Origin of the sequence: Cohnella herbarum (assembly GCF_012849095.1) — a bacterium.
GTDB lineage: Bacteria > Bacillota > Bacilli > Paenibacillales > Paenibacillaceae > Cohnella > Cohnella herbarum.
This window is the reverse complement of sequence record NZ_CP051680.1, coordinates 3014000-3039043: the sequence shown is the minus strand read 5'-3', so window position 1 is coordinate 3039043 and position 25044 is coordinate 3014000. Positions and strand designations below refer to the sequence as shown.

General features: G+C 53.0%; 18 protein-coding genes. 16 read left to right on the top strand and 2 right to left on the bottom strand.

The genetic code is table 11. The features are described from left to right. Positions 1-80: 80 nt before the first annotated feature. Positions 81-1670: a MocR-like pyridoxine biosynthesis transcription factor PdxR gene (gene pdxR, locus HH215_RS13410; RefSeq protein ID WP_169280373.1), complete on the top strand. Its 1590-nt coding sequence runs from the start codon at positions 81-83 to the stop codon at positions 1668-1670. Then, a complete protein-coding gene (locus HH215_RS13405; protein ID WP_169280372.1) occupies positions 1663-2448 on the top strand; it encodes a helix-turn-helix domain-containing protein in 786 nt (261 codons plus the stop codon). The genes pdxR and HH215_RS13405 overlap by 8 nt, the downstream gene beginning before the upstream one ends. A gap of 24 nt (positions 2449-2472) precedes the next feature. Here HH215_RS13405 and HH215_RS13400 read toward each other — a convergent pair whose 3' ends face one another. After that, on the bottom strand, positions 2473-3585 hold the full coding sequence (locus HH215_RS13400) for an SGNH/GDSL hydrolase family protein (protein ID WP_169280371.1): 1113 nt from the start codon (positions 3583-3585) through the stop codon (positions 2473-2475). A gap of 113 nt (positions 3586-3698) precedes the next feature. Then, positions 3699-4490, bottom strand: a complete 792-nt coding sequence (asd, locus tag HH215_RS13395; protein ID WP_169280370.1) for an archaetidylserine decarboxylase — start codon at positions 4488-4490, stop codon at positions 3699-3701. A gap of 168 nt (positions 4491-4658) precedes the next feature. Between asd and HH215_RS13390 the strand changes: the two genes are divergently transcribed. From HH215_RS13390 to HH215_RS13325, 14 genes are all read left to right on the top strand, one after another. Beyond that, entirely contained in the window at positions 4659-5813 is a 1155-nt protein-coding gene (locus tag HH215_RS13390; RefSeq protein ID WP_169280369.1) for a glycosyltransferase family 4 protein, read from the top strand. 253 nt (positions 5814-6066) lie between these two features. Further along, on the top strand, positions 6067-14922 hold the full coding sequence (locus HH215_RS13385; protein ID WP_169280368.1) for a WIAG-tail domain: 8856 nt from the start codon (positions 6067-6069) through the stop codon (positions 14920-14922). Between the two features lie 148 nt (positions 14923-15070). Continuing rightward, positions 15071-15943: a glycosyltransferase family 2 protein gene (locus tag HH215_RS13380; protein WP_254450471.1), complete on the top strand. Its 873-nt coding sequence runs from the start codon at positions 15071-15073 to the stop codon at positions 15941-15943. A 176-nt stretch (positions 15944-16119) separates the two neighbouring features. After that, entirely contained in the window at positions 16120-17085 is a 966-nt protein-coding gene (locus HH215_RS13375) for a family 2 glycosyl transferase (RefSeq protein ID WP_169280366.1), read from the top strand. Next, complete coding sequence (locus HH215_RS13370) at positions 17082-17819, top strand: glycosyltransferase family 2 protein (RefSeq protein WP_169280365.1); 738 nt, start codon at positions 17082-17084, stop codon at positions 17817-17819. The genes HH215_RS13375 and HH215_RS13370 overlap by 4 nt, the downstream gene beginning before the upstream one ends. A 38-nt stretch (positions 17820-17857) precedes the next feature. Continuing rightward, complete coding sequence (locus HH215_RS13365; protein ID WP_169280364.1) at positions 17858-18583, top strand: sugar phosphate nucleotidyltransferase; 726 nt, start codon at positions 17858-17860, stop codon at positions 18581-18583. Further along, positions 18580-19722, top strand: a complete 1143-nt coding sequence (locus HH215_RS13360; RefSeq protein WP_169280363.1) for a GT-D fold domain-containing protein — start codon at positions 18580-18582, stop codon at positions 19720-19722. Before HH215_RS13365 ends, HH215_RS13360 begins: the two co-directional genes overlap by 4 nt. 13 nt (positions 19723-19735) lie before the next feature. Then, a complete protein-coding gene (locus HH215_RS13355; protein ID WP_169280362.1) occupies positions 19736-21136 on the top strand; it encodes a glycosyltransferase family 2 protein in 1401 nt (466 codons plus the stop codon). Positions 21137-21368: 232 nt separating this feature from the next. Then, positions 21369-21659 carry a nucleoside-diphosphate sugar epimerase gene (locus HH215_RS13350; protein WP_169280361.1) on the top strand — a complete coding sequence of 97 codons (291 nt, stop codon included), beginning with the start codon at positions 21369-21371 and terminating at the stop codon, positions 21657-21659. A gap of 30 nt (positions 21660-21689) precedes the next feature. Further along, on the top strand, positions 21690-22022 hold the full coding sequence (locus HH215_RS13345; RefSeq protein WP_169280360.1) for an alpha-helical endospore appendage domain-containing protein: 333 nt from the start codon (positions 21690-21692) through the stop codon (positions 22020-22022). Continuing rightward, a complete protein-coding gene (locus HH215_RS13340; protein ID WP_169280359.1) occupies positions 22019-22315 on the top strand; it encodes a hypothetical protein in 297 nt (98 codons plus the stop codon). Before HH215_RS13345 ends, HH215_RS13340 begins: the two co-directional genes overlap by 4 nt. Then, positions 22312-22614, top strand: coding sequence for a hypothetical protein (locus tag HH215_RS13335; RefSeq protein WP_169280358.1), 303 nt, complete (start codon positions 22312-22314; stop codon positions 22612-22614). The genes HH215_RS13340 and HH215_RS13335 overlap by 4 nt, the downstream gene beginning before the upstream one ends. Before the next feature lie 417 nt (positions 22615-23031). Further along, positions 23032-23736 carry an S-layer homology domain-containing protein gene (locus HH215_RS13330; RefSeq protein ID WP_169280357.1) on the top strand — a complete coding sequence of 235 codons (705 nt, stop codon included), beginning with the start codon at positions 23032-23034 and terminating at the stop codon, positions 23734-23736. A gap of 30 nt (positions 23737-23766) precedes the next feature. Next, a complete protein-coding gene (locus HH215_RS13325; protein ID WP_169280356.1) occupies positions 23767-24693 on the top strand; it encodes a stalk domain-containing protein in 927 nt (308 codons plus the stop codon). Positions 24694-25044 lie beyond the last annotated feature (351 nt).

Here is a 25044-nt window from a genome sequence, read left to right as displayed (position 1 = left end):
GTTGAGGATTAGTTTAGATGGATTATTGACAAGAGAAAAGATCCAATTTACATTAAAAAGACTAGTCCATTTCAAAAGGGGTGGAACATCTGGGTACGCCTTTTGCCTATTCCGCGAAACTCGCCGAATGCGGAAGCAAACATCTAGCGTTATATTTGGCCATTCGCGAAGCGATTACCGAAGGCAAACTCGCCCCGGGAGAAAGGTTGCCTTCCACGCGCAAGCTAGCCGAGCTATATGAATTGTCCCGTGGCAGCGTCAGCTTGGCCTATGAGATGCTAACGGCGGAAAGCTTCGTTCAAGCTGGCGTCGGGCAAGGGACTTTCGTCTCGGGCTGGCTTCAAGACGATCTCGGCAACGCTGCGGATAAGGCCAGTAAGTCATCGGTCGAGCCTGATCTTACCCAGTGGGGACGACGCTTAATGGACAAGCAGTTGCCTCTCGCAGTGTCGAACGAGGAAGCCGAGCCGAACGGTCAAACTTCCCCGCCGGCGAGAAGCAGGCCATCCGAAGTCGCTCGGCCGTCGTCCCTGTCCTTCGTCCCCGAAGGCGTCGGGGCGGGATGGTTCCCTTGGATGGAATGGAAGGCCGAAGTTGCGTTGCAATGGAAGAAGTTCGGAACTTCCTGGAGGAATAGCGGTTATACGACGGAAGGCAGTCTCGAACTCCGTCAGGCAATTGCGGGACGGCTGAGGCGTGAGAGGGGAATCGCTTGCGACCCGGACGACGTGATCATCACCGCCGGATCGATGCAGGCCATCGCGCTGCTCACCCAATTATTGTTGGAGGAAGGAAAAACGGCCGTCCTGGAGAACCCGAGCTACACGGGGATTCTGAATGCGGTTGAAGCGACCGGCGCGAACGTGATTGCCGAACAAGTGGACGGGAACGGCATCGTTCCGCAAGACTGGGCTGCCCAACTGCTATTCGTCACTCCGACCCGACAATTTCCTACCGGTGCGGTATTGAGTTACGAACGGCGGAGAGCGTTGCTCGCCTGGGCTTCCAGAAGGAACGCGTGGATCGTCGAAGACGATTACGACAGCGATTTCCGCTGGGGAGGCCGTCCGATCGAACCGTTGAAATCGTTGGACAGGGAAGGTCGGGTCATCTACGTCGGAACGTTCTCCCGCTCGATGAGCGTCGGGGTCCGGATCGGCTACGCGGTCGTACCGAAGGAACTCGTCCAGCCGTTCATTGCGGCCAAGAAGCTGTACGATCCTTATCCGACGGGGATCGCCGAGCAGTTGGCCTTGGCTAAGTGGATGACGGAGGGCGGCTATGACCGGCATTTGCGCAGAATGCGCAGAATTTACGGCAAGCTCGAAAATCAGCTTAGGGTAGGCTTGGAAAGCCATCTGGAGGGCTTGTTCGAAGTGATTCCGTCCGACGCGGGATTACATGTGTACGCCAGATGGAAAAGATCCGCCGAAGGTTATGAACGGTTGGTTCGCGAATGCGCGGGGAGAGGCTTAACTTGGAGGGAAGGCTCCTTGTACGATATGCCGAATCGCGATTCATCGCAGCAACCTAACCCGTCGGCCCTCTTCGGATTCGCTCATATGGATGAAGAACAAATCGAACAAGGAATCAAGCTGATTCGACGCATAGCGCAAACATTAGGATTGATCGACTCCAACCGAGGGCAAGGGGGAACCGTTCATGCTTGAAGTATCACCTTCATCGTTCGTGCTGCTGTCTTCGTTCGCCAAAATTTCCTGCGAGCCGGGATGGAAATGGCAGAAACGCGAGAAACCGCTAGCTAATTTCGATATTTTCTACGTATGGAGCGGGGAAGGGGAGCTGTTCCTCAACGGCAAGCCGTATACGTTGGGCAAAGGCAGCTGTTTCCTTTTCCGTCCGGGAGACCATACGAGCGCGACCCATAATCCGCAGAAGCCGCTCGTGCTCACATACATTCACTTCGACGTATCGGAGCCGGTCAACGAGATTCCCGAGCCGTACCGTCAACTGGACGAAACTTTCGATTTCGAGCATATGCTGGCCAAATACGTTCGCTTGTTCCTCGTTCGTACATTCGCCGCAGAGATCGAAGCCCAACTGATTCTAAAGCAACTCATTATTCACTTGCTGCGACATGACCGAGAGGAGCCCGTCGAACGCAAAGCGAGCAACCAGTTGACCGAGAGCATTCGGGAAGTGGCGAACTACATCCAGCAGCATCCGGGCATCGTTCATCGCGTAGACGACCTAGGGAAACGGGCCGGATTGTCTTCCAGATATTTTTCGATCAAATTCAAGGAGCTTATCGGCATGTCCGTCCAGACGTACATGATCCGAACGAGAATCGAACGGGCGCAGCACTTGCTCATGCATGCGGGCATGAACGTTACGGAAGTCGCGGATGCGCTGGGTTACCGGGATATCTTTTTCTTCAGCAGGCAATTTAAGCAATATACGGGGAAAAGCCCTTCGGAAATTCGTTGACGGTCGATCAATCTTTGCCTTATATCAATGCAGGTGAGGGTTTACGAGTTCCCGAATCGTCGGTTCAAGCGCCCGAGCCATTCGAAGAAAGCCGAGATCGGTCGGATGCACGCCGTCGACGGTGCATTCGCTGAAGTCGTCCCCCAGCAATTCGGAGCCGTCATAGAAATGGATATTGGCGTCTCCATCCTGCTTTAACCGTTCGACGGTTTCCTTCTGTATTCGTTTAAGGTTCTCGTGCATGTTCAACATCCCTTCATCGAACCGTTCCTTCGCAAAGCGAATTTTGGAGATGACCAATAGGGGCACGGTAGGGTGGCGTTCTCGCAATATCCGAATAAAAACGGGCAAAGTCGACGCCATCTGTTCTACCGATGCAATGTTTGCTTCGTAGTCCAGGACGAACAAGGCCGGATCGGCGATTTCCGCGATCGTCCGAGCGAGCTCCGGTTCGCCTTTACCGTTGCCCGAGAAGCCGAGATTGACGAATTCGAGCGGAATGGAGCGGCTCAAGATTGCCGGATAAGCCATGCCTGGACGAGAGGCGCAACCTCCTTGCAGGATCGAAGTGCCATACAGAACGACAGGCTTGGCTCTGGCCAAAGAGGGTGCAGCGTCGAGCTCGGCGTCCGGGTCTATGCCGATCCATACTTCCTGGACGCCTTGATAGAGAGGGAAGTACAGCTTGACGTTGATCTCTCGTTTCATTTTCCAGTCATAGAATTGCGCTTCATATTCCTCTTTCGTGTGATCGAAGGCGGCTGTTCCCCAAAAATGCTCGCTGCCGGGAGCTCCCAAGTAGCAGTCGAAGCCGCACTGCCCGGTGGCGGGCATATGGTACATGTCTCCCGATCCCGTTAGCTTGACCTTAATCGAAAGTTTGGAAGAATTCGTGTGAAAGCGAATTTGGCCACCTGCAGTACAATTGGCCAGCATATGGACCGCCTCGGGCAGGTCGTCGGCCGGAGCAACGGGGAGGCGACGGTACTTGCCTTCCTTGGCGATCCAAGGGAAACCGTCGATTCGAAAGGGCGGTTCCAAAGGCGACAGCCACCTAAGCGACGTATCTTGGACATTCTCAACGGTCATATTCGAATCGAGATTACCGACATTGATCTTGTTTGTCTGCTCGGACATTCGATTTCATCCTCCGTAATGTGTATAGATTTATAGATTGACCCAGACCCAAAAGTAGTGGCGCAGGATAAACTCTCTGCGCCACTACTTTTTCTCGAATGTTCATATGATCTTTACGACAAGCGGGTTAAAGATCCAAGCTTCTCGCCCATGCGGACTTGGTCTCCGGTTTTGAGATTCGGGCGGGGCAGCAAGGTGCCGTCTTCCGTCAGGAGAACGATGGTGGAACCGAATTCGAAATAAGCGAGCTCGTCCCCGCGTCCAAGCGTTCGAGGCATAGGCTCGACGTACTTAATGCTGCTTACGTTCAATGCGCCGACCTTGACGACGGCGGTTTCGCCGACTTCGTTGCGAATATACGTGACTAATCTCTCGTTACGGGAGAGTACGCGCTTCATGGACGTCAGGCCGAATTCGTTTACGGGATATACGCGACCGGGAATATGTTCGGTTTCGACGATCTCGCCTTCGCAAGGCGAATGAATCCGATGATAGTCCGTCGGACTTAAATAGAGAACCCAGAAGTAACCGTTGCGGTACTGGGACAGTCTCGGAGAACCGTTCAGCAGTTCTTCGATCGTGTAATCTTGACCTTTAACCTGAAGCAGCATGCCGTTCTTAATGACGCCGCAGCCGGTTATTTTAGCATCGACGGGACTGACTAAAGCGCTTGCGGTTTGATCGATCGGGCGTTTGCCGGGTTTAAGCCTGCGAGTGAAGAATTCGTTCAGGGAACGGTATTCTCCCAACGCTTTCTCCGCCTCTTCTACCGGAATTTTGTACATCGCGGCAAAGCGGGAAATCCAACGGCGACTTAAAGAAGATTTAGCGAAACGTCCGGTTATTTGAGATACGAATTTGCGTGAGGACAGCTCCGTCATCATGCGCAGCAGCCAACGAGTCATGCGGCCGAGCACTCCTTTGTCATTAAAGTCATTCCCGTGAATTGTGACACATCGTTAGACAAAGTGCAATAGTCCTTCTCATATAGGATAGAAGCCGTGCCTAATCCGTTAGCATACGTATATGCTGTCACGACGAATAGAGATTTAGCCGGTAAGGAGACTACGACGATGCTAAGAGCGGCCTTCATTACTCCCGGAGCTTACCCGATCCCGTCCTCGATGGGAGGATCGGTCGAACGCGTGGTGGAGAAAGTAGTCCCCGGGCTTCTTCCGCATGTCCATGCCACGATCTACGGACGAATCGGCAAACGGCTTCCTTCCCGAGGCAACTTGAACGGCGTTACGGTCGAACGTTTTACCGGCGCGAATAAAGCCCTTTATTTCCAAAGCGTAAGAAAAAGGCTGACCCAATCCAAGCCGGACGTCATTCAGGTAGAGAATCGTCCGTTATGGGTCCCCCGATTGAAACAATCTTTTCCGCATAGTCGAATCTGGCTGAACTTACACTCCATTACCTTTATCAATGCTCCCTATCTGAGCAAGCAGCAAAGGAACAGATGCCTTCAAGCTGCGGATATCATTCAGGTGAACAGCGAATTTCTTCGAAATTATATTCAGAAGAAAGTGCCTCAGGCGGCCGGTAAAATCAAAGTGAACCATCTTGGCGTGGACACGGAGCGGTTTCCGGGAAGATCGACGGTCGAAGGCATGGGTATGCGGGAGCATTGGCGTGCTAAGCACGGTTGGGGCAACCGGCGGATCGTCGTGTACGTCGGGCGATTAGTGCCGCAAAAAGGCATACACCACCTGTTGAATACGTTGCCGATATTGATCGCGAACGCGCCGGACGTGCTGATCGTTATTGTAGGAAGCGCGCAATACGGCTCCCATAGGCAAACGGCTTATACGAGACGGCTGCACAAGCAAGCTTCCCGGTGGAAACATCACGTTCATTTTCAACCTTACGTCCCTCACCATGAGATTCCATATTGGTTCGTCATGGCGGATATCGCCGTCGTTCCGTCCGTCGGCCGCGAAGCGTTCGGATTGGTTAATTTGGAGGCGATGGCAGCCGAACTCCCCGTCGTCGCAACGAGAGCGGGAGGGATGAAGGAGGTCGTGGTCGACGGATCGACCGGGTTTCTCGTGCCATCCGAAGCGCCCGGCATCGTCGGAGAGCTTGCTTCCCGCATTAGCAACTTGCTCGTTAACGAAACGATGCGCAAGGAGATGGGGCGAAGGGGAAGAGAGAGGGTGCTGAACCATTTTACGTGGCGGCATACGGCGGAACGATGGCTCGGATTTCAGCGCAATTCCGATTAGGAGGATAGGGCGTTCAGGCTAAACCCCATATTTCTATCGTCGCTCTCGTTTCTCTCGAGGGCTTTTTTCGCTATGTAAACGGACAAGCAGACAACCATTCCCGGGAAGAGGACGATAGTCTGCCTTACGTGGAGGGCTGTTTAAAGTTTGAACAAAAGGGTTGCCTCTACGAGGAATGTCGCCGATCCCGTGACGTGCCCATGGGTGAATGCATATGATACTGAAGATTTCGATGATCAGGAAGGAGAGGCACATGAAAAAGAAACAGACGAGCAAGACATCCAAAACGCGGAAGCCGCTTTATTACGTCGATAATCCGAACAATCTCGAGCTGAAATGGCTGGATGACATACAAAAAACGCAAGCCAAGTCCATTTCCATCCACGGGTCGGCCGTAGCGACGCAGCAATCGGCAGAAAGCCAAACGCAAAGCAAGCCAACGCAGATCACGCAAGCGCAGAGCAAGCAAGCTCCAATAACCAAAACCGGATCGGACGGAGAGAAGCCCGAGCTAGAGGTGCTCTCGATGACTCCGGTAGCTTCGATGCCCGCGCTACCGCAGTATTCGGAGTTCGTCTCGACGGTGCAGGAAGCGGAAGAGATCGTGTCGATCGCAACGGCGCTGCCTCCGGCAATCGAGTTGCCTATGCCCGTCGAACTGCCGGATGTCGTTGCGGTTGTCGAATCGCTGCAAGCCGAAAGCATGCAATCGACGAATGATCTGGTCGCGATGTTGAACGAGGATCATAACGCGTATTCGATTGCGGAGATGAATGCGGCATCTCCGGACACGGTAACGTTGGAGGAAATCGTTGAGGAGCCTCCGACGCATAGGGAAGTACGCCACTCCAAGCTGGAGGAAAAACGGATCCCCTCGCGTCCGGCTCCGATCGTCTATACGGACGATATCGCGGACGAGGCGATCACGGGCGAGAAGTTGGCGCCTTTCGCCGTTAAAGGGATGCACTTGGCAGCCGATTCCGTAAGCACGGATTCAATGGCGGATTTCGCGGTGACTTCGATTAAATTAGCGGACGGATCCGTAACTTCATCGAAGATAGCGCCGGAATCCGTCGTTGGCGATCATCTCACCAAAAACTCTATATCCGGGCAGAAGATTCGGGATCGTTCGATTACCGGCGAGAAGCTGCGAGACGGGAGCGTCTCCTCGGAGAAGCTGGCGGATCGGACGATCAGTTCGGATAAAATCGCCGAGGGATCGATTCAGTCCAAGCATTTGAACTTATCGATCATTACATCGGAATTGCTGCAGGACCAGATTATTACGACGGAAAAGATTCGCAGCGGCGCGATTCGCAGCGAAAATTTAGCCAATGAAAGCATCGATACTTCGAAATTAGCCGACGGGTCCGTAACGACTTCGAAGCTGCGCGACGGTGCGATTTCGAAGGATAAAGTGGCACGGGGCGCAATTGATACCCAGCATCTCGCGGAAGGACTTGTTCTATCCGAACATGTCGCTCTCGGAGTGTTGCAGGGAAAGCATTTGGCTCCGCGCGCCGTGGCGGCGGAGCATCTCGCGGACGGAGCCGTCGGTACGCGCGAACTGTCCGATCGATCCGTATCGGCAAACAAGCTGATGCTCAGCGCGGTGCAATCCGAGCATCTTCAAGTCGGATCGGTAAAGAGCGAACATCTCGAAGACGAGGTCGTTAAGACAAGGCATCTGGCGGATGGGACGATCACGGCTTCCAAACTGGCGGAGCAGTCCGTTACTACGCTTAAGCTGGTCGATCATGCCATCACGTCGTCGAAAATCGCGGACCAAAGCATCGTTTCGCCGAAAATAGCCGACGAGGCCGTTCAAACCCGGAATATTGCCAGGGGGAGCATCGTTTCGGAGAAATTAGCGGAAGCCATCGTAGATTCGCGGCATTTGATGGATAAGTCCGTGGATAGCCGGCATATGGTCGATCATGCGATCGGACGGGAGCATCTGAAGGAAGGCTTGATCGGAGCCGCCCAATTAGCGAAAAATACGGTTCAATCGCAGCACCTCACGGAAGGAGCGATCGGTCAATTCCAACTGGCGGACGCGGCGGTTAATTCCGATAAGCTCGGCGAGCAATCCGTGGGAAGCCAACATGTTTCGTCTGCCGCAATCAAGACGGAGCATCTTGCGAAAGAGAGCGTGACGTCGGATCAGGTCGCTGCCGGAGCGATTAAAGCGCATCATTTCGGAACGGAATCGGTGACGGGCGGGGCGCTGGCTCTGGATTCCGTAGATAACAAACATATCAAGCAAGGCGCCGTAGGAGCCGCTCATCTCGCGAACGGATCCGTCGGCACGGGAGCGTTGCAGATCGAATCGATAACCGAAAAAAATATCGCTCCCGGTGCCGTTGGAGAAAGGCAACTCGGAATACGCGCGGTTTTCTCGCACCATCTGACCGATCATTTAATTACTTCCTTGAAGTTATCCCCCGAGTGCGTGTCTACGGATAAATTAGCGGATATGGCCGTGACGACGGCCAAGATCGCGGACGATAGCATCACGTCCGATAAGCTGTCCGACAATACGGTCTACGAGAAGGCATTGCAGGACGGTGCCGTATCCGGTAGAACATTGGCCGAAGGATCGGTAGCCTCCAAACATTTGAAACCGAAGGTCGTCAAGCAATTACATCTTAGCGAAGGCGCCGTGGATTCGTCGATCTTGGCAGCCGGCTCGGTTACGGCGGAGAAGCTCGCGGACGGATCGGTGAAGGCGCAGCAATTAGCCTCCCGTACCGTGGAAAGCAGACATTTGGTCGAGCAATCCGTATTAGGCATACACATAACCGAGAAAAGCATCCGCGAGTTGCATCTGAACGACGGTATTATCGACGCAAGCAAGCTCGCATCCCGAAGCGTCGATAGCAGCAAGCTCCAACCGGGGGCCGTGAGGGAGTTCCACATTGGGGAGCATGCGATTTCTTCCAGTCATCTTCAGGCCGGATTAATCGATGCGGTCCATTTGCAGAAAGGCGCCGTCGGCGCCGCGCACCTCGCCAAAGGAAGCGTCCAGGAAGCCTCCATCGCGGAACGTTCGATTACGACGGATAAATTAGCCGAGGAGAGCATCACCTCGAAGAAATTAGCCGCGAATAGCGTAGGTATCGATCATATACAGGCGGAAAGCATCAACGGCAAACATCTGATGTCGGAAGCCGTTCACGGTTATCACCTGCGCAAAGGCACGGTGTCGGTTTCCCATCTTGCTCCCGATTTGCTCGATTTAGCCAAGAACGGGGAACGCCGCATCGATTCCGAGAGACTAGAACCTAATGCGGTAAGCGCCGTTCATCTTAAAGACAAGACGATTACGGAGGATAAGCTCGCCGACGGATTGATCACGAAAGCCAAGCTTGCCGAAGAAAGCGTCACGATGGATAAGCTCGCGGACGATAGCGTGTCGTCGGAGAAGATCGTTGCAAAATCCGTAACGACGGAGAAGATTCAAGATCGGTCGGTTACGACGGAGAAATTGGCTTCCGGCAGCGTCAGAACGCAGCAATTGGCGGCGGGCGCGGTCGTCGCGGATATCCTTGGAGACGGAAGCGTAACGACGGAGAAGCTGTTGGATCGCTCCGTTACGATGGAGAAGCTGGCTTCCGGCAGCGTCGGAACGCAACAGATGGCCGTCAACTCGGTAAACGCGGACATTCTTGGAGACGGAAGCGTCACGACGGACAAATTGCTGAATCGCGTGGTAACGACGGATAAGCTTGCGGACGGAAGCGTAGGAACGGAGAAATTAGCTCCCGGTTCGGTCGAGGCCGACATTCTCGCGGATGGCAGCGTGTCGACGGTTAAACTGATGGACTCTGCCGTTACGACCGACAAGCTTGCGTTCGATAGCGTAGGAACGGAACAATTGGCGATCGGCTCGGTTAGAGCCAGTATTCTGGCAGACGGCAGCGTAGTGACGGCTAAGCTTCTCGATGGCGCCGTAACCGCCGATAAGCTTGCGGAAGGCAGCGTCGGAACGAGCCAATTGGCGGAAGCTTCGGTCGTTGCGAGCATTCTTGCGAACGGGAGCGTCACGACGGAGAAATTGCAGGATGGGGCGATTACACAGGATAAGCTCGCGGATGGAAGCATAACCGCCGACAAACTGCAAAATCGAACGATTACGGCTGAAAAGCTTGCGGACGGCAGCATAGGAACGGAGAAATTGGCGGAAGGTTCCGTCGGTGAGGTTAGCCTTGCGGACGAAAGCGTATCGACCGTTAAATTAATGGACGGTTCGGTTACGAGCATGAAGCTTGCTGCAGGTCAAGTTGGAACGATTCACTTGGCGGACGGTTCGGTAATCTCGCGAATAATGGCCGACGACAGCGTTACGACGGCTAAGCTGACAGACGGCGCGGTAACGATCGAGAAACTCGCCGCGGGTAGCGTCGGAACCGATCAAATGCAAGTCGGATCGGTAAGCTCGGTTATTATTGCCGACTTGAGCATTACTAGCGAGAAGCTGCTTGATGGCGCAATTACGCCGGAGAAGCTGGCGGACGGCAGCGTCGGAACGAGGCAACTGGCCGTTGGCTCGGTGTTATCGGATATCTTAGCCGATAACAGCGTAACCGGGGATAAACTCGCAAACGGATCGGTGACAACCGAAAAGATTGCGTACAGCAGCGTTGGGTATAATCAATTGGCTTTAGGCTCGGTAAACGAGGATATTCTCGCGAACGAGAGCGTTACGGACGCGAAGCTGACGAACGGAGCCGTGACGACCGAGAAATTGGCCATCGGCAGCGTTGGAGCGGATCAGCTTGCCGATGGCGCGGTTACCGCGGACAAATTCTCCGATGGAAGCGTAACGTCCGAGAAGCTTGCGGATGGCGCGGTAACTCCCGAGAAGCTGATGAACCGAAGCGTGGGAACGAACCAATTGGCGGTTGGCGCGGTTCATGCGGACATCTTGGCCGATGCAAGCGTCACGACGGATAAACTCATCGACGGGGTAGTCACCGCCGATAAACTTGCGGGCGACAGCGTGGGAACGAGTCAATTGGTTGACCATTCCGTAACCGCCAATAAATTGGCGGATGACAGCGTGACGTCCGTTAAGCTGAAAGACGGTTCCGTAACGGCGAATAAGCTAGCGATTAAGAGCGTCGGAACGAGTCAACTCGCAACCGGAGCGATCCAATCGGAAATATTAGCGGACGGAAGCGTAACATCGGATAAGTTGGCAGACGGTTCCGTAACAGCGGAGAAGCTTGTTCTCGGCAGCGTGGGAACGAGTCAACTGGCGTTTGGCGCGGTTCAAACGGATATTTTGGCCGATGGAAGCATCACGACCGAGAAGCTGCTTGACGGCACGATTACGCCGGAGAAGCTTGTTGCCGGGAGCATCGGTACGGGTCTATTAGCCGAAGGTTCGGTCACGGAGGATATTCTTGCTCCCGCCAGCGTGTCGGGTTCCAAGCTGGCCGAAGGTTCGGTCAGCTCAAGGAAGCTCGCAAACCGAGGCGTAGGCACGGAGCAACTAGCGGATAAATCCGTGACGGAAGAGAAGCTTGCGGACGACAGCGTCACGACTTCTAAATTGATAGACGGCGTCATTACGACGGATAAGCTTGCGGGTGACAGCGTCGGAACGAGCCAATTAACGAACAGTTCGGTGACGTCGGATAAATTGGCCGACGGGTCCGTAACAACGGACAAATTGCTCGACGGCTCCGTAACGACGGAGAAGCTGGCATACGGAAGCGTAGGAACGAGTCAACTGGCCGTTGGAGCGGTTAGCGCGGACATTCTGGCCGATGGAAGCGTCTCGGACGCCAAGCTGTCCAACGGGTCGATCACAACCGAGAAACTGGCGGATGCTAGCGTCGGATCCGATCAATTGATCGATGATTCGGTGACGACGACCAAGCTTGCCAAAGGGGCAGTTACGCTAGAGAACCTGTCGCCGGCGCTATTCCAATTCATGACTTACGTCGGAAACCAAGTTACCGAGGACCGGTTAGCGGAGGGGGCGGTTAGCTCCGAGAAGCTAGCCATCGGTGCGGTAGGAACCGACCAATTGGCCGACGGTTCGATCTCTAGCGCGAAATTGAGCGACGGAAGCATTGGAACCAACCAATTAGCGGCCGGTTCGGTTAACGCCGAGAAAATAGCGGTGAGAAGCGTCAGTTCCTCCCATATCATTCCGCGTTCGATACTCGGTTACCATCTCGGGGAACAGACGATAACTTCCAGCCACTTTAAACCTCAAGTCGTAACGGAAGCGCAGCTCGCGGACGGTAGCGTGACCAGTTTGAAGCTGTCATCGGAAGTCAGGGAACTGCTCGATCAACTGCAACAAGCGCAATCGGCCGCTGCGGATCCGGTAGAGATCGTTAGGGAGCTAGTGTCTGGCAGCGTCACGAGCGAATATATCGCCGATGGCAGCGTAAGCGGAGCTAAGCTTGAAGCGGGAAGCATAACGAGCGAGCATCTGGCTGATGGAAGCGTCAGTGGAGCGAAGCTCGAGGCTGGCAGCGTAACGAGCGAACATCTGGCTGATGGGAGCGTAGGTGGAGCGAAGCTCGAGGCTGGCAGCGTAACGAGCGAGCATCTGGCTGATGGGAGCGTCGGTGGAGCGAAGCTCTTGGCTGGTAGCGTAACGAGCGAGCATCTGGCTGATGGGAGCGTCGGTGGAGCGAAGCTTGGGGTTGGCAGCGTAACGAGCGAGCATCTGGCTGATGGGAGCGTAGGTGGAGCGAAGCTCGAGGCTGGTAGCGTAACGAGCGAGCATCTGGCTGATGGGAGCGTCGGTGGAGCGAAGCTTGAGGCTGGCAGCGTAACGAGCGAGCATCTGGCTGATGGGAGCGTCGGTGGAGCTAAGCTCGAGGTTGGCAGCGTAACGAGCGAGCATCTGGCTGATGGGAGCGTCGGTGGAGCGAAGCTCGAGGCTGGCAGCGTAACGAGCGAGCATCTGGCTGATGGGAGCGTCGGTGGAGCTAAGCTTGGGGTTGGCAGCGTAACGAGCGAGCATCTGGCTGATGGGAGCGTCGGTGGAGCTAAGCTCGGGGTTGGCAGCGTAACGAGCGAGCATCTGGCTGATGGGAGCGTAGGTGGAGCGAAGCTCGAGGCTGGCAGCGTAACGAGCGAACATCTGGCTGATGGGAGCGTAGGTGGAGCTAAGCTTGAGGCTGGCAGCGTAACGAGCGAACATCTGGCTGATGGGAGCGTAGGTGGAGCGAAGCTCTTGGCTGGCAGCGTAACGAGCGAACATCTGGCTGATGGGAGCGTAGGTGGAGCGCAGCTTGGGGTTGGCAGCGTAACGAGCGAACATCTGGCTGATGGGAGCGTAGGTGGAGCGCAGCTTGGGGTTGGCAGCGTAACGAGCGAGCATCTGGCTGATGGGAGCGTCGGTGGAGCGCAGCTCGAGGCTGGCAGCGTAACGAGCGAACATCTGGCTGATGGAAGCGTCGGTGGAGCGCAGCTTGAGGCTGGCAGCGTAACGAGCGAGCATCTGGCTGATGGGAGCGTAAGTGGAGCGAAGCTTGAGGCTGGCAGCGTAACGAGCGAGCATCTAGCTCAGGGTAGCGTTGGAGAAGCTCAGCTCCAGTTCGGCTCCATTACGGGAGACCACCTGGCGGTAGCAAGCGTTGGCGGGTCGCATATTTGGTTAGGGAGCATCTTCGGGGATCATCTGGCGGATGGCAGTATTTCCGGAGCGAAGCTTATTCCGGGTAGCGTAACGAGCGATCATCTGGCGGACGGCAGCATTGCAGGCGCTAAGCTTGGGGCGGGCAGCGTAACAAGCGAGCAGTTGGCGGATGGGAGCGTAGGCGGAGCAAAGCTTGAAGCAAGCAGCGTAACGAGCGAACATCTAGCTGACGGAAGCCTAACAGGTGCGAAGCTTGAAGCCGGCAGCATAACGAGCGATCAGTTGGCGGACGGGAGCGTTAGCGGATCTAAGCTTGAATTAGGCAGCATCTCCGGCGAGCATGTGGTTGAAGGTAGTCTTTCCGGCGAACATCTGGCAGATGGCAGTATTGGCGGAACGAAACTCGGGTCAGGCATCGTAACGGGCGAACATCTGGCAGATGGAAGCATCAACGGAGCGAAGCTTGAAGCAGGCAGCTTACAAGGAGAGCATCTCGCCAACGGAAGCATAGGAAGCTCGAAGTTGGAACTTGGCTGCATCGCAAGCGAGCACATGGCAGATGGCAGCGTCACCGGATCCAAGCTTGAATTAGGCAGCGTCTCCGGCGAGCATGTGGTTAAAGGTAGTCTTACCGGCGAACATCTGGCAGATGGCAGTATTGGCGGAACGAAACTCGGGTCAGGCATCGTAACGGGCGAACATCTGGCAGATGGTAGCATCAACGGAGCGAAGCTTGAAGCAGGCAGCTTAAACGGAAATCATATTGCCGACGGAAGCATAGGAAGCTCGAAGTTGGAACTTGGCTGCATCGCAAGCGAGCACATGGCAGATGGCGGCGTCACTGGATCCAAGCTTGAACTCGGCAGTATCACCGGCGAGCATCTGGCGGACTGGAGCGTCTCCGGAGAAAAGCTTGATTACGGAAGCATTACCGGCGAGCATCTTGCGGACGGCAGTATTACTAGCAGCAAGCTTGAGTTCGGCAGCGTCAAAACCGAGCATCTGGCAGACAATAGCGTTAACGGATCTAAGCTAGAATTAGGCAGCATTACCGGCAATCACCTTGAGGATGGCAGCATAGGCGGAGCGAAGCTTGAAGCAGGCAGCATTAGAGGCGCTCAACTGGCAGACGATAGCGTAGACAGTTCGAAGCTGGCCCTGTACAGCGTTACGAATGAGCACCTGGTGGATGGAAGCGTAAGCGAGGAGAAGCTCAGCTTCCAGCCCGTGACGGCCCAACTGCCAGGCGTGAGCTTGCTATTCGGTAACCAGCAGTATGCTTTCCAGGGAGGAATGGAATCGATGCGGTTGGTCGTTCCATTTGCGGTTCCATTCGCGAATAACGCTTATACGATGGTTGCGATGTCGGATCATCCGTCTTGCAGTTGCATACTTGGAGCCAAACGTCCGAACGAGGTTGAACTTATCGTATTTCGTACCCGGTTGGGACCCGAGCCCAAAGGGTTTATTCAATGGATCGCTTTAGGCAGTAAAGCTTAAGTCTAGCAATAAGCATACTCGGAGCGGTGCCGCAAGACGGGCACCGCTTTTTGACGATTGGAAGCACTGTACATATGCCGTTGCGCATGGACACGTCACACATACAATGTCATGTATACCGTTGCCCGAGCCTGAGGGGGTGAATGGATTGGCGAACAAGATCGGGAAGAAGGGTTCCCGTGCTCCTAAAATTCGAAATGCGAGAAACGTGCGCAAACGACCTGTAAGAGGGGGAAGGAAAACCTTCGGCAAGGAAGTCGAAAATCCTCGTCCGCCCCTTGATCCGTGGTCCGCTCCTTACGTATCGGTCATCATTCCCGTTATGAATGAGCGTAAAACGCTTAGAAAAGTAATTCAAGAAGCTTTTCGCGTGCATCCCCATACGGAAGTTATCGTCGTCGTGAACGGGTCGACCGACGGATCGTTGGAGATTGCAAGGAGAAGCGGCGCCAAGGTGCTCGTCTATGATCGTCCGCTTGGCCATGACATAGGAAGATCGATCGGAGCTAGGGAAGCCATAGGCAACATTTTGCTGTTTATCGATGCCGATATGGTTATTCCCGCCGGTAAACTCAGGGCTTTCGTGGATGCGGTGGCGCAAGGCACCGACGTTGCTTTGAACGATTATTCCGGCCCGGTCAACAAGCCTGTCGTTCATGGCGTCGTTCTCGCCAAGCATGCACTGAATTCGTTGCTCGGGAGATCGGATCTTCAAGGCGCGTCGATGACGGCTATCCCGCACGCGATTAGCCGCAATGCGCTGTCCGTCATCGGAGCATCGTCGTTATCCGTACCGCCTCTGGCGCATACGGTGGCGATCCATGAAGGCTTGAAGGTCAAACGGATTATTCCCGTTAACGTCGGGATGCTGAATCCGATCCGGGCGAAACGAGAGCGCACGAATTCTTTGGAGCCGCTGATCGTTGGCGATCACCTGGAGGCGATCCAATGGTGGATAAGGAAATCGGATTCCAGGGGCGGATATGAAGATGGAGCCCGTCAAAGATGGATGGTGAGATAACGAGAATGAAAAGTCAACTCCGAAGGGGAAATCGTCCGCGCCGTTCCGCTAAATCCGTTAAGGCTCGTTCTCCCGTTCGAGTCGACCGAGTGAAGAGGAAAATGAAATCGAGGCAGAGGGTTCCCAATCGCAATGGGGCGCGAAGGACTCGCATTCGAGCTCAAGCCGGGCGTCCGATGGATCATTCAGCGGGCTTGAAGGACGGAATCGAATGGCGCGGAAGTTCGGCCGATGACAATCGTCCGGATTCGCTAAGAGAAATCATTCATAGGAAATGGAATCAGAGGTTCTTGGAAACGAATCGAGCTTCGAATACGGATTGGAAACTCGTGCAGGCCAGAGGAAAAAGTTATTCCGAAGGGTTCATGCAGGGTGCTGGAAGACATATAAATATTTCTCCGGTCCCTTTGCGCAATCACGCAGCCGCCGTAGTCTGTGCCGGAACGAATGAAGCCTCGTTGCAGGAAGTGCTGCTGCAATTGGCCGCGTTGCCGCTGCAAGAGGTCGTTATCGTTCTTGGCAAACCGTCCGAATGGTTGTTCGCGCTAGCGAGAAACGATCCGAAAACGGTAATCGCCTACCTGCCCGAGAAAGTCGAACCGGACATTGGACGGGCTCTGGGCGCCAAATTGACAGGAGCGGACATGATCCTGTTCGTTGACGGGGAGAAGACGGTTCCTGCTGATCAGTTGGCTCGATTTATATGGGAATGCGAGGGCAAATCCGATATTGCCCTTAACGACGTTTCCGGTCAGATGGGATTGTTCCATCAACGGGGAGAGATCGATCGGTTTCACGAGTTTCTGAATACGAGTTTGAACCGGGGAGATTTGAAGATCAATTCGTTGTCCAATCTCCCGTTCGCGGTTTCCCGGAATGCCTTCGATACTCTCGGGGCCGCGGCTTTCGCCATCCCCGTTAAGGCTCATGCTTTAGCCATTCTGAAAGGCTTGCGTATCGGGTTCGGAGGATCGGCGGGAGTCCGAAGATTTGCAAGAAACGAAGATACGGAGCAGAAGTGGAGAAAAGCGGCCGGAGATCATGCGGAGGCGTGGAGAGAAGCGATGAGCGCCAGGGGCAGTCGATTGCAATTCGCGGATACCCAACGGAACCGAAGCGTGTTAGGGGAGTGGGAGGGATGACCAGAGCTTCCATCATCATTCCGACGTACAATCGGCTCGATTTACTGCAAAGATGCATTTACTCCATCCGCCAGTATACGGAAATGCCTTATGAAATCATTGTCGTAGATAACGGTTCAACGGACGGAACGGCATCTTGGTGTATGCAACAGAATCTTGCGCTGCTTTCCTTGCCACGGAATGAAGGTTTCCCGATTGCTTGCAACAAAGGTTTGCGGCTCTCTTCCGGAGACACGCTTGTTCTGTTGAACAACGATACGGTTGTTACGAAAAATTGGCTAAGCAACATGTCTGCGGCGCTTCTTAGTTCTTCCGAAGTCGGCATTGTCGGGCCTGTGACGAATTACGCTAGCGGATCGCAGCAAGTACAATACCCTTTCGAGGATCTAGCGGAATTTCAAAGAATCGCGGTAGAGGTTAACGTCTCGGATTATGCGAAATGGGTTAGGGTCGAAAGAATCGTTGGTTTTTGTTTTGTTTTTCGCCGCAGCCTGATGGAGAAGATCGGCCTCTTGGACGAACGGTTCTCGCCGGGACATTACGAAGACGACGATTTCTGTCTACGAACCCGGCTTCACGGATTCAGCCTTCTCGTCTGCCACGATGCCTTAATATTTCACGAGGGCAGCGCCAGCTTTAAGAATGAAGGCGAACTCAAGCAACAACAGCTTGTCGAGCGTAACTACCGGATGTTCATGGACAAATGGAATTTGGATCCGAGAGTATTCATCTGAGAAACATACTCCGCTCCTAACTACGAGGAGGAATTGCTTTGAAGGCTGTCATACTGGCGGGTGGAACGGGAACGCGTCTTAAACCGCTCACCTACTGGACGAACAAACACTTACTTCCCGTCGGATCGTATCCGATGATCTGTTACGGCATTACGAAATTACGCGACTCGGGAATTAGGGATATCGTTATCGTAACCAATCGGGCAGCTCTGGGTAGCTTTGCGGACGTACTCGGCAGCGGCAGGGATTGGGGAGTGTCCATAATCTATCGCGTGCAAGAGGAAGCCGGCGGCATCGCGCAGGCATTGGAACTCGCGAGGCCTCTGATTCTGCCGAAGGATAAATTCATCGTGTTGTTGGGGGATAATTTATTCGAGGAAAGCTTGAAACCTTATTGCGAGCAATACGAGAAGCAGACGAACGGCGCGATGGTTCTTCTGAAGAAAGTCGACGATCCTCGCCGTTACGGTGTTCCTAAGCTGGATGAGACGAGCGGCCGAATCGTTCTAATCGAAGAGAAGCCGGAGCTGCCTCAATCCGACTTTTGCGTGACGGGTCTTTATTTTTACGATTCCGAAGTATTCGATATGATCGACGGCGTTAAGCCTTCCCGCAGAGGGGAGCTCGAAATCACCGACGTGAACAACGCGTATGCCCAGAACGGCAAGCTTACGTATAAGGAACTTACGGGTTGGTGGACGGACGCCGGAACGTTCGAATCGCTAGAAGAGGCTGGAAGGAGATTAAAGGGGGCTATTACATGAGCATCACCGGCTTGCGTAAACCGGTCCATTCGGCCGTATCCCCCATTCCTTCTAAGTCGGTTAAGATGGCTTCAAAGCCCGAGAAAGGCGAACCTAGGTCAACTAAGGGGAAGGCAAAGCTAGCAAAATTTACCCCAAAGCTAGCAAAACTTGCTCCAAAGCTAGCGAAAAGCAAAAGAAATCGCGTCCGCAGGAGAGGAGGGACGAGGAAACGCCGATACGATCAGAGGCGAAAAACGACGACGATCCTGCCGTTGGAAGAGAAACAGGCAGAGAAACAGTTAGAGACGCCAATTGCCCGATTGAGCTATGACCAAGGTTATCAAGAAGGGTTAATCGCGGGTGGTGAGAGAATATTGGAGGAGCATCTCCCGTCCGATCTCATTATTCCCGATCTTACCGTTCGCGAGGCCGTCGCTGCCGGCGTTCAAGTATTAAAAAACCGAGGGATACCTCTTCTAGATAGCAATGCGGTTTACCGGGAGCTCGAAGAAGCATTGCGGGGGAAGAAGTCCTATGCTTTCATCAGACTGGGAGACGGCGAACTGCTTACTTTGGCGCAGGAAAAGGTGCTTTCTCTTGAAGAAATCAGCCGCGCAGGGTATTTCCTGCCCTATGCCGGCGTGAATATCCCGAATCTCGAGGCGCGAGACGAGCTGGCGACTTGCGTGAAGGTGGCATCATTGATCGGTGTCCCGATGTCGCGCGCGTCTTATTTTCAACCTCTTCTATTTGCGGTCCTTAGGGCGCATGGAATCGAGTACGAGAAGCTGCGGTATACCACATCGACAATGAACTACTTGCTGGAGGAGCAGGGGTTGCTGTTGAAATTGCTTAGAGGACGTAAAGTTCTCGTTATCGGCGATGTCGCCGCTCAGCTAAGCGAAGCTTTGATTATGCAAGGGGTTGAGGTGACGGGGGTCATTACTCCGGTTAACGGATATGCCGATTATCCTCGAGTCGTGGCTGAAGCCAATGCTTACGATTACGATATCGCGCTTGTAGCTGCCGGGATTGCGGCGATTCCGATCGCGGTTCATCTCGCCGGCGTCGGCGGGAAGGTGACCTTTGATTTCGGACACTTGGCGAATCGGATGGCCGGGTTGGCGCACCCCGAAAGAAATGAATCAACGCCATAGGAGGTGAAATGAAATGACTGCCGAGAGAACGAAAGCCGGTCGCATCAAGCATCCTAAGCCAAGTTCCGCTTCGGATGCCTCCAAGATCAAGCGCAAGAGTAGACGTAAAGGCTCGCGACCTAAAGGAGACGTGCGCTTAGCGAAGTTCCAAACAGGGTATGACGAAGGCTACCGGGAAGGCGTGCATTCCGGCATTCAAAGCTACCCGACGTTATTCGAAGGAACAAGCATCGTGATTCCGACGTTTAACCAGCTGAACATGTTGATGCAATGTATCGACAGCATTATGGAAAACACGGATTTGCCTTACGAAATCATCGTCGTGGACAATGCTTCATCGGATGGAACGGCTGCTTATCTCCAGGGACTTGGCGGGCAAGTTCGTTATCGCTTGCTGGATCAGAACAGAGGGTTTGCGGGCGCGATTAACTCCGGTATGATGATGGCCAAAGGAAGAACGATTCTGTTGCTGAACAATGACATTCTCGTTACGGACAATTGGTTGGATAATTTGCTGACTTGCTTGTTAAGCGATGAAAGCATCGGCATGGTAGGGCCCGTAACCAATTATATTAGCGGGGATCAGAAAATTAACGTTCCCTACGACGATATTGCGGATATGCCGAGGTTTGCGCGCGAAAATAACGTATCGGATCCTTCGCGTTGGTGCCAGATCGATCGACTGACAGGGTTTTGCTTATTGTTCCGCAGGGAGTTATTCGAAGGAATCGGTTATTTCGACGAAGGCTTCGAGATCGGGAACTTCGAGGATGACGATTATAACATCCGGGTGAGGCTGCTCGGCAAGAACCTTGTCATGGCTCAAGATACGTTCATCCATCATTTCGGCAGCGTCAGCATGAAGGCTCTGGGAGATCGGTTTCAAGAAGTGAACGACCGGAACCAGGTTTATTTTATGGACAAATGGCATAATCCTTACGAATGGATCGATCACGCTCGTCAACATGACGAGCTTAATCTGGGCTCATTAGAGCATGTGGCAAGCTTCTATCCGGAGCAGATCGTCGTAAAGGCGGTCGGAGCGAATTACTATTGGATCGAGCATGGCAAACGGAGGGTAGTCGAAGGGGAGATCTCGTTCCCCGTCGTACGAATCTCGCAGGTCGATCTTCGTCGTTGGCCGCTGGGAGAACCGATTTCCTCCGGCGAGGTGGAAAAGCGTTGGCGTAGTTCGGGCGATGCGACGGGAATGGAGACGGGAGTCGTTACTCTTCCGGACGAAAAGATCTTTCACCTGGAGAACGGAATAGCGCGGCGAGTGATCAGTAAAGCGGTCTTGCAGGCTTGGAACCTGCACCTTAAGCCTACGAAGACGATAACGCCGGAGATGTTGTCGGAGCGAGTACAAGGACTTCCGATTATTTCTCCGCCATTGCTTCGCCAAGTGCTGTAAAACGATGTTGCATGTCGAAGAACAACGGATAGATGAGCCTATTAGTGGTCCTTAGCCGGGATCGGTAGTAGGCTTTTTGTTAACCGTTCGTTTCCAAGAAGGTGCGGGCATCCGACAATGTGGGCGCTTGGTCCTGTGGCAAGCGCTGAATGGCGGCATATGCTGTAGGTGAATAGACGTTAGCGAGCAGCTACATGAATAGGGAATCGTTAAGGATAGGGGATGCGGCAGCATGCAGGAATTGTTGACGGAGATCGTCGTTCATTTGTCCAAATCACATCAGCAGATGGCCAGGATATTGGATGCGAAACGGCATGTGGCCGTGCGTATGGCGCATTTGGTTCAGGCGTTGCCGGATGAACATCCCCAGTTAAACGGCCTGGATGGACTTCTTGATAGTTCCTCAAACGTAACAAAAGGCGTTATCTCTTATTTGAACAGTCTGGCGGATTTGCAGGAAGCGGTCGCCGATAGCATGACGAACGTCGTGAAGGCGATGGGAGATTCCCCGGATGAAGAATAAAGGTTTGATCGGGAGAGGGGGGCAGGAGGGATGAGTCGGGAGGAAGCCTATCACCTTACGCTAGACGCCATTGCGAAAATGCAGTGGAACGTAGCGATGATCTTAGAGGCAAAAGCAGCCGAAGCGGAAAAGGTTCGAAATTGGTTATGTACCCACATCACGAACGATACGTACGAAGGCCATAGCGATCAATTGAGCACTTGTCTGCAAGTCAACGAGCAGAATCTCGAGATTATCGACGGACTTACCAAGCTGTGCAACGGTTTAAGCCGTAATATGAAAGTCATCATAAATCCGGACACCGATGATGGCGATAACATGGCTTCCATGTTCGGAGGTATGGATGGAGATCGGGACAAATGAACCCGCTGCAACGAGAATGGGAAATTAAGCTTCAGCTCATGGGAGCGATAACGAGAAGCCAAGCCGCCTTGGCTAAAATATTGGAAAGCGTAGGAGACGTTACCGGAGCCGCCGGCGTTTCTCCCGCGACTCTCCATGAGCATGTGCGCGTCTTGACCGGCATGCAGGGGGCTTTATTAAGAACGGTATCCGGAACGAGCTGGCGTCCGCCTGTCCGGGGGAGGCCGACATCACCTTGGCTAGCCGCTGGCATTAGACCAAGTAATCGAAATGCTGGAGGTGTCTCCGATTGAAGCGCAAAACGCGTTCCTCACGTTCCGTTAGAGGCGGAACCAAGAAATCCGTTGCCGGACGACGGGGCTCCAAGAAAACGGGAAAACTCAATCGTCGTGGTAAAATCCGAACAGGAAAAGGTAAACTGCGCTCGCGAAAAGCCTTGATGCGTCGAAGCAGAGGGAGAAGGCAGCAAATCGTAGGCGGCAGTTCCGCTTACAATGCCGGCTTTAATCAAGCGTACAACGACGGCTATAATGCAGGCTTTAGCAAAGGCTTCGAGGATGGGCATCAAATCGCTTATGAGCAACAGGTATAAGAGGAGTAAAGTATGGGATGCCACCGGGCGAGGAAAGGATGCCGGGTGGCTATTTATGTTTTTTTCGTAAGAATCCCTTAAACTCGCGGGATGCAGTTCTGCAGTAACCCCGAAGGAGGAGACGAAAAGCACGCTCAAAGTGATGTATTACGACAAGGATGGGTTTTATTATCAATACGGCATGTTATTTTCCTCGTTATATCCCAATATCGACGTTGAAGACAGTCGTTATTAAACGGCATCGGCAAAAAATCCGATAATGCGACAGAATAATAGTTGACTTAACAGAAATGTTGTTAATATAATAAATTAACTAAAAACAGGATATTCAGCGCGAGGAAGCACCACGCCAACTAGGGAGTATTTACCCTTGTTTGCTGGTGTTTTTTTTCGTAGTTCGACATTGGAAGGAGACGGATGATGAGTAAAACCTTGCTTATTCTGGCGATGCTTGTTTGCGGATCGTTGGCTGCCGGGCAAGCGGAGGCCGCGGATTCGAAAGATTTCAAAGACGTGAACGAAAGCCATTGGGCAAGCGGGTTAATCGGACAAGCCGTAAAGAAAGGTTATGTGAGCGGATACTCGGACGGGACTTTCGATTCCTCGAAAGCGGTAACGAGAGCCGAGTTTATCAAAATGGTCGTCGAAGCGCTCAAACTGCCGAATTCGCAAGGTGGATCTCCTTGGTATCAGGGGTACGTGGCGGCCGCGTTCGAGTTCGGATTGTTGGAGGAGACGGATTCTACCGATTACATAAAACCGATTAGAAGACTAGAGATCATTCGGATCATAGCTCGAACGTTGGCCGTTGAACAAGCATATGCGGCTTATTTCGACGCGTTTGCCGATTTGAATAAAGAAAATTTGCCCTTCTCGGATCATGCCCATTTCCAGAACAAAGATTTGCCATCTATCGCGCTGGCATATGGAACAGGGATAGTAGCTGGTTATCCGGATGGGACGATGGGCTTGAATAAGGCTTCATCCCGCGCGGAGACGGTGGTTATGTTGGAGGAGTGGCTTGCGGTCCGCGTCGTGGATCCGGTAAGCAAACCGCGGTTGCTTGAGCTAAACGATAGAGCCGAACGAAATGTAAGTATATCGATGCTAGACGGTCAGTAAACGACTTGAAACTCAAGGGAGAGATTCGTAATGAGAAACTTATCGCGCTTAAGTTCTATCCTTCTTATTGCCGTTTTGTTGGTTGTGCCTGTAGCAACGGTTGCCGCTAAAGAGAATACAAACGATATTCCGAAAGTCGGCGTGCAATCGATCGAAGTACTCGTCAACGCGCGCAAAGTTAATTTTCCCGATCAGAAACCGAAGCTGGAAAACAATCAAGTCCTTGTTCCATTAAGGTTTGTTTCGGACAAGCTTGGAGGGAGCCTTAAACTGAAGGGCAATGAAATCACGATCTTCAAAGGCGACCGCACTATCGTCCTCGTCATCGGCGAAAAAACAGCAACCGTGAACGGAGAGCCGGTCACTCTCGGACTTGCGGCGACGGCGGTTAATGGCCGTACTTACGTGCCTTTACGCTTTATATCCGAAGCGATGGGGGAGAAAGTCGAGTGGGATAAAGTGACGAAGTTCGTTTGGATCGGGAGCAAGGATATACCGGAGTTGAAGGATATTGTGGAGTTAACGGATATTAAACCTTATGTGAAGTATTTTGTGGGGAAAGAACATTTGATGGAGTCATGCTTTGAGGGTTGCAAAACTGCCACTAAGGTATATCTTGTGAGTGCTGATGATTTACCTTTTACCATCCGCGGAGAAGCTTATTATCGATTTGATCTAGCTTATCGTGAAAGTAAAGGCACTGTTTCAATTCGAGCGACTACGACGGATAAAGGTGTAATGGGAAGACCTCTCAGCTACTTAAATCCAGACTCAATTGCAATTTATAAAGCGGCCAGTTATTTCACTGAAGAAAATGTCGGTGATTTTAGATTCCATTATTATCGCGTTTCTACGCCTAATACTGAGTCGAAGAATTACAAGATTGAAAATGCAGATTATTTAGTTATTACAGCTGAATATCCGGGCTTAATTTTTGTTGAAAATCCTTTCAAATAGGAGAGTAGTTAGATGAAAAGAAGATTACTTGCCTATTCACTTATACTTTCCTTCATCTTTTCGATCCTTCCAGTTTATTCCGAAAAGCTTGATGCCGCTGTACTCGGGAGTAATGGATGGATTCAACCTACTGCAGATCCTGAAAACCCCAATTCGACTATGCGGTATGCGGTAGGATTCATGTACACTGAATTGTGGAGTAAGAACAATGGTTCTTGGGATACTTCAAAAGATCACTATTGGGGTCAACCGAACATGCCGATGGAACATGGTTACACATTTTCATTCCCAAACCGTAAGGTAAAAAGCATAAAAGTTCGTAAGTTTAATGGAAGTCTTGCAGACATTCGT